Consider the following 14215-nt stretch of genomic DNA (forward strand, 5'->3'; position numbering starts at 1 on the left):
CTCAGTCCTGCATTTCGGTCTGGCGTTCGACAGGGTCGATCAGCACGGCTTTCTGTTGGCGCACCAACAGGTCGAGAATTTCTTCCTGCCGATCACCCAGCACACCGTTGAAGCTGATGCCGCTGGATTTGGTCGGCGCCAGCATCGACACGCGATACAGTTCGACACTCAATGGCGAATCGATCGACAGCGGCCCGCTGCCGTTACCGGCAAGCTCACCGCCAACCACGATCAGCGAGACCTTGGCGTCGAACGGGTCGAGGGCGATGTCGCGGTCGGTGTCGGTCAAATCCTTGATGTGGCCGTACACGCCGGTCAGGCCGTTGGCCATCGAGGTGTTTTCGTACAGGCGAATGTTCACGCTGTTACGGATGCGAATGCCGTGGCGACGGTTGGCGATCACTTTGTTGCCCCACAGCAGGTTGTCGCCGCTCTCATAGAGCGTGATGCCGTCGGTGTGGTTGCGGTAAATCTCGTTGTCGGCGATCAGGTTGTTCACGCTGTTACGGTCGATCACTAGGCCCGAGAGCTTGTTGTCGTAGCTGCGGTTGTTGAAGATAAAGCTGTCGTTCACTTCCCGGGAAATGATGATGCCGTGCTTCTTCTTGGTGCCGTAGACGGTGTTGTCGGCGATGATCAGGCCGTGGGAACGGTCGTGCGGGTCAATGCCGTAGACGATGTTGTCTTTGTAGGTATTGCCCTTGAGCACAAAACCTGTGGTTTCGTAGCAGTAGAAGCCGTACCACATGTCCGAGAACTCGGAATCGATGATCCAACCGGTCGGCTCAGGGCGCTTGAGCACCTTGGCCATGTTCGGCGTGTACTGGGAAATACTCACCCCGTACGACTTACTGTTGGCATAGCCGAAGCTGGCCATCTTGCTGTTGGCGACGTAGGTCTCGGTACCGCCCCAGGCCAGCAGGAACGGGCGGAATTCCTTGGGCGACTGGAACAGCGCCGGGCCATTGGTTTTTTCGTTCCAGCCGGTGATCTTGGTGTCACGCACAAACAGCTGGCCGTCGTTGATCAGGAACGAGCCGGCTTGTTGTGACAGGCGCAACTCCTGAGTCTTCTTGTCGATTTCGAGGATGCCCTTGCGCCCGACCACGATCGGCAACTTGGCCAGGAACACACCCGGCGAGGTTTCGCTGAGGTACTGCTTGGGCACTTTGCCGAGCAGGTCCTTGAGGTTCATGTAGCCGTCGTCGACAAAGATCGCCTGGGGAATGCCGTGCTGGCGAACCACCCATTCGGCCATCTTGTTGTCGCCGCCGATGAAGTCCTTGAGGGCGTCTTCCTGCATCATGCGTCGGATGCTGACTTTGCCCGTCTTGCTTCTGACGATCTTCTTTTCCATCGCTGCGGCGGTGTAGCCCGACAGGTCCGGCAGGGCCGGTTTAGCCATTTCCAGCGGCGCGGTTGGCGGGCTGGAAATGGTGTAGGTCTTGGCCTGTTGCAGTTCTTTGGCGATGGTCGGCGCCTTCACCGCCGCACCGTCGGCAAAGGCCGAAGTGCTGGCCAGCAGCATGGCTGCGACCAGCAGGCTGACCGAGCCTTTGAGGGCTTGAGGGTTCATTGCGCAGGCTCCCATCAGAATTTCCAGATCACGTCGACAAACGCGCGGTGCATGTACGAGTCGACCTGGCTGCCATAGGCATCACCCGGCTTGAACACACCCGCCCGGAAGCGCACCAGGGCCGACGGTTCGTCGATCGACTGGCTCAGCGCGGCCGGCAGCAGGCCTTTCTTGAAGTACTTGGTGACTACCACGTCCATCTCCTGGCCCAAGTCTTTCTTGCCGTCTTCAAGCGGCAGGGAAGTGCTGGACAGGATCGCGCCGGTCACGTCGTCGGTGTTGTTCTGCACGGCATCGATACCGTTGCTGCCCACCGGCTTGTTGCCGTCGACGCGCCAGAACTTGTGATAGACCAGGCTGGCGTCATAGTCCTCGCGCAGTTGCCAGGAACCGAACAGGCTCATGGACTGCACGTTGTTCATCTCGCCGCGAAACGCTTCGCCGAAGCGGTGCACGCGGGACTGGGTGCCGGTCCAGTTCGAACGGTTGCTCTGCAGGCCGTTCTGCTCGTAGTTGGCACTCGCACGCGAATAAGCCGCGCCGACTTGCCACTGCGGATCCAGACGCAGGCGGATACCCAGGTCGGTAGCCCAGCCACTCACGTCATCGCTGCGCTTGGCTTCTGTCGGACGTGAGCCGTCGGCGTTCAAGGCGTTGACCGTGTTGCGGTCGCCTCTCATGCCGGTGACGCTGGCCCAGTAATTGACCGTGTTGGTGTTGCGCCAGTTGTAGGCGTCGCTGTTGGCTTCGATGCCGAGCCAGGTCAGGTCGCCGTTTTCGCGTTTGTCCAACGAGTCGGTGGCCACGCCCGGTTCCGGGTAGTCGAGCTTGCCGTCGTCATGGGTGTGGTGGGCGCGCAGGCCGATCCACTGGCCGGGCGTCCACTGGTAGGCGGCGTCGGCGTAGAGGTGCTGGCGGTCCTTGTCCTTGGGCGACAGCTCCTTGAGGTCGGTGCGGTATTCGCTGAAGCGTTCGGCAACGCCGACATTGGCCTTGAGCAGGGTGGTGTCGAAGGTCCAGTTCAGCGCTTCGATATTGGTGTCGCGCCATTGGCCGTCGTCATTGCGCAGGCGTTGGCGACCCAGCTTGAGCAGCTCGCCCGGGTAAGGCGTGAAACCGCTGTAGCCGACCCAGAACTCGCGCATGGCCAGGTAGTTTTTCTTGGACTTGCGGTCGTTGTTGGTGGTTTGCTGATTTTCGTCATCGGCCGATTGTTGCAGGGGGTCGGTCTCGATGATGTCGCTCGACACGACCGCCTGGCCCATGGCGTAGGCGCTCCACGCGCCACTTTCGCCGTAGACCCACGGGCGCAGGTCGAGGCCGATACCGTTGACGTCGCCGCCTTTCTGGGTACCGAGGTCGCGGTCATCTTCGGACTGCGCGGTGGCTTTGACTTCCAGGCCGAAGTTCTTGGCTTCGGTCAGCGCGGCCAGGGTCGGGCACGACCACAGCAGGGCGAAGGTCAGGCCGATGCCGGCCTTGACGAATGGGTTGAGCTTCATAGGGATTCCTCGCCGTCTTCTTCTTGCAGGGCGTGCAGTTGCAGCGTGCTCTGGGCCAGGGTGCCGCGTGTCGCCAGCTCCTGTTGCACCAGGCGTTGGCCTTCGGCGCGTTGCTCTGGCGTGAGCGGGGCTTCGAGCTGCGTGGCCAAGTCATTGGCCTCTGGCGTGTCCTGGGCTTTCGCCAACTGGCTGAAGACGTAGGCGTTCAATGGGTCGGGCTTGGTGCCCTTGCCTTGGGAAAACAATTGCGCGATGGCGAAGTCGGCGCTGTTCTGGCCGTTGCGCGCAGCGGTCAGCAAGTGGTCGAGGGCTTTTTGCGAGTAGACCTTGCCCAGGTAGCCACGGCGGTAGATCTGGCCGAGGTAGTAATCGGCGGCGACTTCCTTGCCCACGGCTTTTTCGAAATGCGCTTCGGCGGCCTTGGCGTCTGCCGGCACCCACTTGCCTTCGTAGTAGAGCTTGCCCAGCAATAGCTCGGCGCGCGGCTGGTCGGCGGCGCGGCCGTTGTCCAGGTATTTCATCATCTGGTCGACGTCGCCCAGTTCGGGGAAGTCGTAGAGCAGTTGCGCCAGGCTGACCCAGGAAGCGGGGTAGCCGGGGGCGATTTTTTCCAGCAGGGCTTGCGCGGTTTTTTCATCGGTCTTGCCCAGGGTCGCATCGCCCAAGACACGCGCAACGCTATCAACACGCTGGGCGGTGACGGTGCCACGGCTGTAGCCTGCTTCCATTTGCTTGAGCAGTTCGGCCTGTTTTTCCGGCTCGGCTTTTTTCTGGTAGACCGTGGCCAGCTCGACGTAGCAGATGTCGGTGGTGTTCAGCGCGGCCTTGCAGATGCGCTCTACATCATCCAAGTGCTGGTCGTAGGTGTCCTGGGTGCGATACAGCAGCACCTGGGCTAGACCTGCTTCCGGGTAACCCGCTGCTTGCCATTTGGTGATCTGCTGCTGGGCATTCACGTTGGGGAAGCTGTGCGGGTATTGCAGGTACAGCATGGCCAGCGGGATCAGGGTGTTGCCTTCGCCATTGGCAAAGGCTTTTTTCAGCAAACCTTCAGCCTCGTGCTGCTCGGCCTCGGTGGCACCCGGCTTGGCCACCAACAGGCGACCCAGGCGGGCTTGGGCCCGTGGCGAGGTATCGGCGGCCGCGCGGTAAGTGGCTTCGGCTTGGCGGATTTGCTCGGGGTCGCGGGTGGTCACCTGGATATCGGCCAGGCCTACTTGGGCCTCGCTGTAACCCAGGTCCGCCAGCTGCTGGTAGTTCTGCTGGGCGGTGACGGTGTCGCCACGCTTGAGGGCTTCGTTGGCCAGGCGCTGGTCGGGCAGGCCGGCGCAACCGGCCAAAGAAACTGCCAGTGCCAGCGCGCAGTAGGCTGCGGCGAAGTGCGATCTGCTCTGTGTGGGAGCTGGCTTGCCTGCGATGGGCTCACCTCGGTGCATCTGAAAAACCGAGTCGCCTGCATCGCGGGCAAGCCCGGCTCCCACATGGGTCAGTGCTGTTTTTGAAATAGGGTTCACAGGCATGTCCTCGCTTACAGACCGTGAGCCATGGCTTTATCGATCAGCCAGTTCAGCGATGGGCCACGGTCGCTGGTCACTTCTACCGGGCGGCCGGCGTAGGTGCTGTCCAGCGGGGCATCCGGCTTGATTTGCACGCGGATGTCGGAGGACAGGTCTGCGCTGTTCAGGCTGGTGCTGCTGACGATGGTGCCGGTGCGGATCTGTTCTTCGTCGGCGATCTGGAAGTTCACCTGTGTACCTGGGCGAACGTCGGCGAACTGGCGGTAGGTGAAGCGCGCTTCCACGTTGGCCAGGCTGCCGCGTGGCACCAGTTGGAAAATCACATCGCCCTTGCTGGCGTACTGGCCGTCGGCGACCAGTTGCTGGGCGACGATGCAATCGCATGGGGAGGTTAGGGTGCCGGTCATTTGCTTGCCGAACAGCTCTTCCACCTTGGCCGGTTGCAGCTGCTCTTCGTCCAGGTGGCCCTTGAGCACATCGAGCATGCTGGTGCTGAAGGTCGCCAGTGGTGCGCCTTTGGCGGCGACCGCGTCACCTTTGAGCAGGCTTTGCACGGTGCCGTCGCGCGGCATGGTCACGTTCATGCCGGGTACGCTGACGAGGCCAGCCTGGGCATGGCTGACGAAGTACATGCCGTACACCGATTTGAAGATGAAACCGAAGGCTGCCAGGCCGACGATGAAGATACCTGCGCTGAACACCACGGCGCGCAAGCGGCCCGCGGCGCTCATGTTGCTGCCGCCGTCCTTAACCTTGCGCGCCTTGGTGAAGTTGTCACGTTGCAGGGTCGCCAGCACGTCGCCCATGGTCACGATGTCGCCGGACAAGTGCGAGGTGATCAAGTGGCGCAGGGTGGAAATATCCTGGGCGTCGAGGTTCTGGAACTGGCAACCGGTACGGCCAGTCTGGCGGTCGTAGGAGCGAATCTGCAGCTCGACATCCATCGCCAGGCCGAGGTTATCGATGACGAATTGCAGGCGGCCTTTGTGCACTTCACCGACGGTCAACGGCTGGGTGGCGGTGAACGCCAGGCCGCCGGCAGACAGGTCGATCACCCGTGCTTCGGTCTGGGTGCGGTCGGTGTTGAAAAAGCGCAGCTTGGCCGGGATTTTGACCCGGGCATGTTGGCGCTGGGCTTCGGATTCGTGGACAACGTTGGCGTTTACTTGGCTATTCATGGTGCTTTAGTTCCTAGTTAATTCAGGCTTGGCAGGGTCAGACCATCATCAGCAACACGGCGACGAAAATGCTGCCGGCGGAGAAGGTCATGGTCCGAGACGACCAGGTGTTGAACCAACGTTGAAAGCTGGCCAAATCGCGGGTCAGTTTGGTGTCCTGGCGAGTCCAGGACTGTTGATCAAGGCGGAAGAACACGTAGATCTTCACCAGCGCGCCCATGATCTGGTTGTAATAGAGAATCACCGGGTAAGCCGGGCCGATCTTGTGACCGGAGCACGACAGCAGCAGGGTCAGGATCAGGCGAGTGATGCCGATCCACAGCAGGTACGCGAGGATGAACGCGCCGCCGTATTTGAAGGTGGCGATGACGGCCACGGTCAGGCCGAGCAGCGAGGTCCACATCGACACGCGCTGATCGAACAGCACCACGCTGGTGAACAGGCCGAGCCGGCGCACACCCAGGCCCAGGGCACGGGAGTTCTGACGCAGGTTGTTGCCGTACCAGCGGAACATCAGCTTGCGGCTTGCCTTTATAAAGCTCTTTTCCGGTGGGTGTTCCACGGTATTGATCGCGGCATCCGGCACGTAGAAGGTGTCGTAACCCAGGCGCATCAGGCTGAACCAGCTGGACTTGTCATCACCGGTCAAGAACTTGAAGCGGCCCAGGCGCCAGTGTTGCAGCGAGTCGCTTTCCACATCGGCGATAAAGCCCGGGTCGGTGACCACGCTGGCACGGAACACCGACATGCGCCCGGTCATGGTCAGCACGCGTTTGGACAGGGCCATGGAGCACATGTTGATGTGACGCTGGGCGAAGCGCAGCTTGTGCCATTCGCTCATGATGTAGCCGCCGCGCACTTCGCAGAACTCGTTAGTGGTCAGGCCGCCGACATTGCCGAACAGTTGGAACCACGGCACGGTCTTGCGCACCACGCCTTCGGCGAGCACGGTGTCGCCATCGATCACCGCAACCACGGCACGGTCATCCGGCAGGTGGCGGGAGATGGCGCGGAAACCAAAGGCCAGGCCGTCGCGCTTACCGGTGCCGGCAATGCGCACGAAATCGAGCTTCACGTGTTCCGGTGGGTTCATGCGTTCCCACAGGCTTTTCACCAGCAGCTCATCGGACATTTCCACCAGCGAGCAGACCACGGTGGTGGGGAAGCCGCATTCGATGGCCTCGCGGATCACTGAGCTGTAGACCTGCGCGGTGGTCAGCGCGTCAATACGAAAACTGGTCACCATCAGGAACACATGGGAGGGGTCCGCCGACTTGCCCAGCTTGCGCACTTTACGGCGCAGGTGCGGGTAGACCACGTACAGGAACAGCATGCCGCGAAAGAAATGCGTAGCACCCATCGAGTAGCGCCAGATACCGACGGCGCCAATCAGGAAAATAAAATTCTTCGACTCGGAGTCGAACGTACTCGCCGGTAACAGCAGGGCGAGTCCCATCAGCAGGCTCAGAAAGAACAGCCAGCCGGCGGATTGGAGCAGTACGTGTTTTAACTTGGACATAAGCGTCATCCGAAGGTGAAGAAGGCTCCAGGCTGCAAGCGCTGGGGATGGGTACGCTTGCAGCCTGAAACTTGCCGTTGCTGTTACCAGCAAATGCCTTCGGTGCGGCCTGTCGTACTGGTGGCCTTGGACATGAAGCCCACCAGGTCGATGACTTGCTTGCCGTGCGGCGCGTTCTGCGCCAGGGCACGGAACTTCTCATCGCGGTTGCCGAGGATGATCACGTCGGAGTTGTTGATCACATCATCGAAGTCCGAGTTGAGCAGGGACGACACATGCGGGATCTTGCCTTCGATGTAGTCTTTGTTCGCGCCGTGGACACGGGCGTACTCGACGTTGCTGTCGTAGATGCTCAGGTCGAAACCCTTGCCGATCAGCATTTCCGCCAGCTCCACCAATGGGCTTTCGCGCAGGTCGTCGGTGCCGGCCTTGAAGCTCAGGCCCAACAGGGCGACTTTGCGTTTGTCGTGGCCGGCGACGATGTCGAAGGCGTTTTGCACCTGGGACTCGTTGCTGCGCATCAGCGAGTTGAGCAGCGGCGCTTCCACGTCCAAGGTGCTTGCGCGGTAGGTCAGGGCACGCACGTCTTTGGGCAGGCACGAGCCGCCGAACGCGAAGCCTGGGCGCATGTAGTACTGCGACAGGTTGAGGGTTTTATCCTGGCAGACCACTTCCATCACTTCGCGACCATCGACGCCGACGGCCTTGGCGATGTTGCCGATTTCGTTGGCGAAGGTGACTTTGGTGGCGTGCCACACGTTGCAGGTGTACTTGATCATTTCGGCAACGGCGATGTCCTTGCGGATGATCGGTGCGTCGAGTTCTTCGTACAGCGACTGCAAGACATCACCGGAGGCTTTGTCGAACTCGCCGATGACGGTCATCGGTGGCAGGTCGTAGTCGGCGATGGCGGTGGATTCACGCAGGAATTCCGGGTTGACCGCGACGCCGAAGTCGACGCCGGCTTTCTTGCCGGAGCAGTCTTCGAGGATCGGGATCACCACATTGGCCACGGTGCCTGGCAACACGGTGCTGCGCACTACGATGGTGTGGCGGGTGGCTTTGTCACGCAGGACAAAACCGATCTCGCGGCATACCGATTCGATATAGTTGAGTTCCAGGTCGCCGTTTTTCTTGCTCGGCGTACCGACGCAAATCATCGACAGGTCGGTGTCGCGGATGGCCTCGGCGAAGTTGGTCGTGCCGCGCAGTCGGCCGGTTTCAATACCCTGGCTCAACAGTTCACCCAGACCCGGTTCAACGATTGGCGATTTGCCCGCATTGATCAGGTCAATCTTTTCCTTGGAGATGTCTACGCCGACCACTTCATGGCCACGGGCAGACAGGCAACCGGCACAGACTGCGCCAACGTAACCGAGACCAAATATGCTGATGCGCATCGCATTTACCTCTTTGTCATTGAAGACGATATTAATCATGCCAATTAGATGGCTGGAGTTCATGTTTGCAAGCGTCACTGATGCCGCGAAAGTTGGGCGAATAGACGCCGACTTACCGTGTGCAGGCATGTTAAATAACGAGTGACTAACGAGTGCACTCAAGTTGTGCGAAACGTGGCCTTGTTATTGGCACTTGCCCTGAAATGCAGCCAGCCTTCCTGGGGGAAGGGCTTGGCGCCAGCGCCGCAGGGCATAGATTGAGGCAATTAGCCTTTAAATATCAATGCCTTGGGTTATATCGCTGACCCATTAGGGGAAGCTGAGCCTTGGCCTTGTAGTTGCTGGCGATTCATCCTTATCGCCGCTATTAACTAATCGGTTGGTAATATGACTCCTGAGTCAAAGTTCAATATGACAACTTTGCTACTTCCGTTGGTCGGTCATGTAAGTCATCTCTTACAGCAACAGAGAATTTCGTTACCGGTGGTATGAGCAGTGCTTTGGGGTGAAGTTCCTAGCCGCTCATCCTGTTTCCGGAAATTTCTTGAAATATTAGAAAAGATGGCACTGGTACTATACTGATAGCACTTGCTATTTGGGCCAGTAGTTATAGGGAGTTGGTGCGACGGGATAGTTTTGTGCCACCAGTGTTTTAAAAAATGGGTGCCACTACGAAAAAAAAAGAGAAATGTCGAGTGAAAGATTCGTTAGGAATTCGCCAGTATGTTTTTTTGGCGCCAAATAAATGACGATTACAGTTATCGAATGCGAACGAAAATGTGGGAGCTGGCTTGCCTGCGATGACGGAGTATCAGTCGACTTATCTCTGACTGAAACACCGTAATCGCAGGCAAGCTAGCTCCCACATTGGTTTTTTAGCGTCTGTGAGGCGGGTGCAGGGCCTTATTCCGGCGCGTGATCGCGTAGGAACACCAGGTTATCCGGCTTGGACTGCTCGGCATTGAAGCGATAACCCTGCACATCGAACTGCTTGAGCTTGGCTGGGTCGTTGATGCGCTCTTCGATCACAAAGCGGCTCATCATGCCCCGCGCTTTCTTGGCGTAGAAGCTGATGATCTTGTACTGGCCGTTCTTCAGGTCTTTGAACTCGGTGTTGATGATCCGCGCGTTCAGGGCCGTGCGTTTGACTGCCGAGAAGTACTCGTTGGAGGCCAGGTTGAGCAGTACGTCATCGCCTTGTTCGGCGAGGGCTTCGTTGAGCCACTCGCTGATGCGAGTGCCCCAGAAGGCGTAGAGGTCTTTGCCACGGGCATTGGGCAGTTTGGTGCCCATCTCGAGGCGGTACGGCATCATCAGGTCCAGCGGGCGCAGCAGGCCGTACAGGCCGGAGAGCATGCGCAGGTGGTCCTGGGCGTAGGTGAAGTCGGCGTCACTGAAGGTTTCGGCGTTGAGGCCGGTGTAGACGTCACCCTTGAAGGCCAGCAGGGCCTGCTTGGCGTTCTCCGGTGTGAAAGCGGGGTTCCAGCTGCCGAAGCGCGCGGCGTTGAGGCCGCCGATCTTGTCGGAGACGTGCATCAGGTCGCTGATTTGGGCTGGGCTCAGTTCACGCAGTTGTTCGATCAGCTCCTGGGAGTGGTCGAGGTACTGCGGCTGGGTGAAGCGCGGGGTTACCGGCTTGGACTCGAAGTCGAGGGTTTTGGCGGGGGAAATCACCATCAGCATGAGGTTGGCTCCTGTAATCGTGGCGTGTAGCGTGGGCGGGATTCTAGGGGTTGGGGCGGTTTGACTCCACCTATGATGGCGATAGGCGCGATCCGCTATGATGGGCGGTGACTCTGGAGAGGGAGACCCTAGGTCTTAGGGTTTCGCTCTTACAGCGAGTCACTTTTTTACAAACGCCTAAAAAAGTAACCAAAAAACGCTTTGCCCCACCACTCGGTGCCTCGCTTAGGCTCGGCATGCCCGCACGCAGGCTTGAATCCGTGGGCCGCCGCGATGGGCCATCCTTGGCCCAGCGCGGCTAACCCGGCGTCCTGCCGGGTTACCCACGGATTCAAGCCTGCGTGCGGCCATCGTGGTTAACGGGGCCTGTCAGATCAAGATCAAGATCAAAAGCAAAGCACGGCGGCCTAGTAGCCGACCTGAGTGGTTGAAGCAAAAGCAGGGCAAAAGCACAGCAAAAGCACAGCAGAAGCAGATCTGCTTTTCTGTGGGAGCTGGCTTGCCTGCGATGCAGACACCTCGGTATCAGAACCAGTGATGCCTCGCAGGCAAGCCAGCTCCCACATTTGTCCGAGTACACACATCTACCTGATGTACTGAGCTCAAAATGTGGGAGCGGGCTTGCTCGTTCACCATCAGCATGAGGTTGGCTCCTGTAATCGTGGCGTGTAGCGTGGGCGGGATTCTAGGGGTTGGGGCGGTTTGACTCCACCTATGATGGCGATAGGCGCGATCCGCTATGATGGGCGGTGACTCTGGAGAGGGAGACCCTAGGTGCGAATCGCGCTTTTATTATCTGCTTGCCTGTTATGCCTGACCGCCAACGCGGCGCCGGTTGATGTAGCCAGCCTGGACCGCACCACCTGGCCAGAAAAACTCAGCAGCCCCGCGCTGTTCGACGTCGCCTCACGCGCCGAAATCCTGATGTTCGCCCACAGCTTGATCGCCAGCGAAGCCCAGGACGAAGCCGCACTCAAGCAACGCCTGGGCCTGAAGATCATCAACCTGGCGGCCATCGACGACCTGCGTCGCCAGCTCTGGCAGCGCCTGCTGGAAAACTACACCTTCGCCCAGCAAAGCTGCGAAGAAGACGCCTCATTCTGCTACCTGGTCGAAAGCATGGACGACCTGCGCGAGCAAGCCGGCAAATTCCAGGTCAGCGACAACTCTTTCTACATAGGCTGGGCTGGCCCCAGCCATAACTTCCACGAACGCTACTTGGACGAACTCCTGCGCAAAGCCGCACTGTTCCCACAGATCAGCAGCGAAATCGCCCGTTTCGGCGACCACGAACGCAATGGCGACGAATTCAACGACCGCCTGTTCCTGCTCACGTTCGACGGCGGCCCCGCGCCGGTCAGCGGCCATACCGACTGGCTCACCGACTACCTGCGCAAGCAGAAGATGAACGCCACCTTCTTCGCCCTCGGCAGCAGCCTGCAAACCCGCGTAGAACGAAGTTCCGCCGCCGATGTGCAGGCGCTCTACCAAGGCCAGTGCGTGGGCACCCAAGGTTGGCAATACCGTTCCCACAGCCATTGGGTCGACTGGCAAAGCTCGATCACCCGCAGTGCCGCGCTGGCGCAGAACCTGATGCCGGAAAACTACGTGCCGCTGTTTCGCCCGCCATACGGCCAGCGTCGCGCCGACAGCCAGGGCTTCTTCCAGTCGCAAGGTTTGCAGGTAGCGCTATGGGACATCGACTCCCAGGACGAGCCCGGCAAACTCAAGGCTGATGAGTCGGCGCAGCGGGTGCTGACACTGATGCTGTTGTGGCGCAAAGGTGTGATTGTGTTTCACGACACCCAGGACAAGGCGCGGGTCGCATTACCGATGTTGCTGCAGGCAACGGCGCAAAGTGGGCTGGGTTGGCAGGACTGCCGGGAGGCGTTTCGCTGAAAAAGCGCAAATGCCCGGCCCTGTTGGGGATGAGGCGTTTCGGGGGTGATTTTGTGCGACATTTCGATGCAGGCGGACTTCCGACTTTAACGGGGTGGCTGGCACTCGGCTAGTGCTATTCGTCATCCTGAAAAATAAACTTCAAAAAAGCGTCAAAGTGCTTTTTCCTGTCATGGTTTTTGCGGTATTACGAAGTCAGATCGCCGAAACCTGCAACACAGGTGGCGTCTTCCAAGACTCCTCATGTGGGCACTGCACTTGACGTCACTGCGGTGCAGTCGGTGGTCGAATCGAGGCGCAGCACCGCCCAGGTATTGCGTCGACTGGCTCCCACAAAGGTGACCGAGTATGGATGATCATGGACGTAACCCTTCTTCCGACCAGCCAATCCTTTATGTGCTTGATACCAACGTATTGATCCACGATCCAAACGCACTGCTTAATTTCGAAGAACACCACGTCGCCATCCCGATGATCGTGCTTGAGGAGCTCGATAAGCTCAAAAGCGGCCACCACAGCGTTGCCGCCGAATGCCGCCAGGCCATCCGCCTGATCGACAAGACCCTGGGTGAAGCTTCACCTGAGGACGTTGAAGTCGGCGTGCCGATCCAGCGTGGCAAAAGCGGGCCCAAGGGCTTGCTGTCGATTCTGATGAGCAAGCGCAGCGAGCCCAACAGCCTGCTGCCGGAAAACCTGAACGACAACAAAATCATCAACCAATTGATCGACCTGCACGCGCGTGACAAGGACCTGCGCCTGGTGCTGGTGACCAAAGACATCAATATGCGCCTCAAGGCACGAGCGTGTGGGATCGCTGCCGAGGACTACAGTACCGACCAACTGGTCGACGACGTGTCGATGCTGTCGCGGGGTTATCACACCGTGACCGGTTCCTTCTGGGACCTCGTCAGCAAGGTCGAAACCCGTCAGGACCATGGCCGCACCTGGCACCAGGTACAACTGATCGACAACCTGCCGGCCGTGCACATCAATGAATTCATCATCGACGAACAGGGGTTTGTGGGGTGGATCAAAGAGATCCAGGTCGACAAATTGCTGATCCTCGACCTGCATCAGGAACCCCTGTTGCACCAGGAAGCCTGGGGCCTGAAACCGCGCGACATCTATCAGAGCCTGGCTCTGTACGCGCTGCTCGACCCGGATATTCACTTGGTTAACCTGACCGGCGCCGCAGGCTCAGGGAAAACCATCCTCGCCCTGGCTGCTGCCATCGAACAGACCATGGTGACCAAGCGCTATCGCCGCATCATCGCCACCCGCAGCGTGCAGGGCCTGGACCAGGAGATCGGCTTCCTGCCCGGCACCGAAGCGGAAAAAATGGAGCCGTGGCTGGGGGCGATCACCGACAACCTCGAAGCCTTGCACATGGATGATGAAAACACCCATGGCAGCGTCGATTACATCCTCAGCAAAGTGCCGTTGCAGTTCAAATCCCTCAACTACATCCGAGGTCGCAGCTTCCAGCAAAGCCTGATTTTGATCGATGAATGCCAGAACCTCACGCCGCACCAGATGAAAACCATCATCACCCGTGCCGGCGCCGGTTCCAAAGTGGTGTGCCTGGGCAACCTGGCACAGATCGACACCCCTTACCTGTCCGCGACCAGCTCCGGGCTGACTTACCTGACGGAACGCTTCAAAGACTTCCCCAACGGCGTGCATATCGCGCTGCAAGGGGTACCTCGTTCGATACTCGCCGAGTACGCCGAGTCCCATCTGTAAAACACACTGATGTCGCAGTTGGTGGCTAAATGCCACGAACCGCCCCGGATTTCTCGCGAAATCCGGGGTTTTTGTTGTGCGCGACATTTGTCTTCGTTAATGCGCCGTGGGTGCTTGTGGGGTTTGTAATTATTTTGTTACATTTTTTCGCGCCGCAAAAACAATAAGAACGCTGTGTGACCCCGTCGGAACACCACC

General features: G+C 59.2%; 9 protein-coding genes. 2 read left to right on the forward strand and 7 right to left on the reverse strand.

What is annotated here, in order from left to right:
• Position 1: 1 nt before the first annotated feature.
• The 7 genes from algG to yaaA form a co-directional block, all read right to left on the reverse strand.
• Positions 2 to 1591, reverse strand: coding sequence for a mannuronan 5-epimerase AlgG (gene algG, locus GJU48_RS04730; RefSeq protein WP_094952160.1), 1590 nt, complete (start codon positions 1589 to 1591; stop codon positions 2 to 4).
• Entirely contained in the window at positions 1591 to 3078 is a 1488-nt protein-coding gene (locus tag GJU48_RS04735) for an alginate export family protein (RefSeq protein WP_094952161.1), read from the reverse strand. Before GJU48_RS04735 ends, algG begins: the two co-directional genes overlap by 1 nt.
• On the reverse strand, positions 3075 to 4514 hold the full coding sequence (gene algK / locus GJU48_RS04740) for an alginate biosynthesis TPR repeat lipoprotein AlgK (RefSeq protein WP_371917698.1): 1440 nt from the start codon (positions 4512 to 4514) through the stop codon (positions 3075 to 3077). The genes GJU48_RS04735 and algK overlap by 4 nt, the downstream gene beginning before the upstream one ends.
• A gap of 92 nt (positions 4515 to 4606) precedes the next feature.
• Entirely contained in the window at positions 4607 to 5773 is a 1167-nt protein-coding gene (locus tag GJU48_RS04745) for an alginate biosynthesis protein Alg44 (protein ID WP_094952162.1), read from the reverse strand.
• A 37-nt stretch (positions 5774 to 5810) separates the two neighbouring features.
• Positions 5811 to 7292 (reverse strand): mannuronan synthase, encoded by a 1482-nt coding sequence (alg8, locus tag GJU48_RS04750; RefSeq protein ID WP_176462977.1) that lies wholly within the window; start codon positions 7290 to 7292, stop codon positions 5811 to 5813.
• Between the two features lie 83 nt (positions 7293 to 7375).
• Complete coding sequence (locus GJU48_RS04755; protein ID WP_094952169.1) at positions 7376 to 8692, reverse strand: nucleotide sugar dehydrogenase; 1317 nt, start codon at positions 8690 to 8692, stop codon at positions 7376 to 7378.
• 903 nt (positions 8693 to 9595) lie between these two features.
• Complete coding sequence (gene yaaA / locus GJU48_RS04760) at positions 9596 to 10375, reverse strand: peroxide stress protein YaaA (protein ID WP_094952164.1); 780 nt, start codon at positions 10373 to 10375, stop codon at positions 9596 to 9598.
• A 774-nt stretch (positions 10376 to 11149) separates the two neighbouring features.
• Here yaaA and GJU48_RS04765 point away from each other — a divergent pair.
• Together GJU48_RS04765 and GJU48_RS04770 are read left to right on the forward strand one after the other, a co-directional pair.
• The gene (locus tag GJU48_RS04765) at positions 11150 to 12274 is read left to right on the forward strand and encodes a polysaccharide deacetylase family protein (RefSeq protein ID WP_094952165.1); all 1125 of its coding nucleotides are present in this window, start codon (positions 11150 to 11152) and stop codon (positions 12272 to 12274) included.
• A 348-nt stretch (positions 12275 to 12622) separates the two neighbouring features.
• Positions 12623 to 14017: a PhoH family protein gene (locus GJU48_RS04770; protein WP_012722339.1), complete on the forward strand. Its 1395-nt coding sequence runs from the start codon at positions 12623 to 12625 to the stop codon at positions 14015 to 14017.
• Positions 14018 to 14215 lie beyond the last annotated feature (198 nt).

It is taken from the genome of Pseudomonas sp. IB20 (assembly GCF_009707325.1).
Taxonomy (GTDB): Bacteria; Pseudomonadota; Gammaproteobacteria; order Pseudomonadales; family Pseudomonadaceae; genus Aquipseudomonas.

Coding starts and splice junctions, on each gene's coding strand:
- GJU48_RS04755 (WP_094952169.1), bottom strand. CDS start 8,692: ATGCGCATCAGCATATTTGGTCTCGGTTACGTTGGCGCAGTCTGTGCC.
- GJU48_RS04735 (WP_094952161.1), bottom strand. CDS start 3,078: ATGAAGCTCAACCCATTCGTCAAGGCCGGCATCGGCCTGACCTTCGCC.
- alg8 (WP_176462977.1), bottom strand. CDS start 7,292: ATGTCCAAGTTAAAACACGTACTGCTCCAATCCGCCGGCTGGCTGTTC.
- GJU48_RS04770 (WP_012722339.1), top strand. CDS start 12,623: ATGGATGATCATGGACGTAACCCTTCTTCCGACCAGCCAATCCTTTAT.
- algK (WP_371917698.1), bottom strand. CDS start 4,514: ATGCACCGAGGTGAGCCCATCGCAGGCAAGCCAGCTCCCACACAGAGC.
- GJU48_RS04745 (WP_094952162.1), bottom strand. CDS start 5,773: ATGAATAGCCAAGTAAACGCCAACGTTGTCCACGAATCCGAAGCCCAG.
- yaaA (WP_094952164.1), bottom strand. CDS start 10,375: ATGCTGATGGTGATTTCCCCCGCCAAAACCCTCGACTTCGAGTCCAAG.
- algG (WP_094952160.1), bottom strand. CDS start 1,591: ATGGGAGCCTGCGCAATGAACCCTCAAGCCCTCAAAGGCTCGGTCAGC.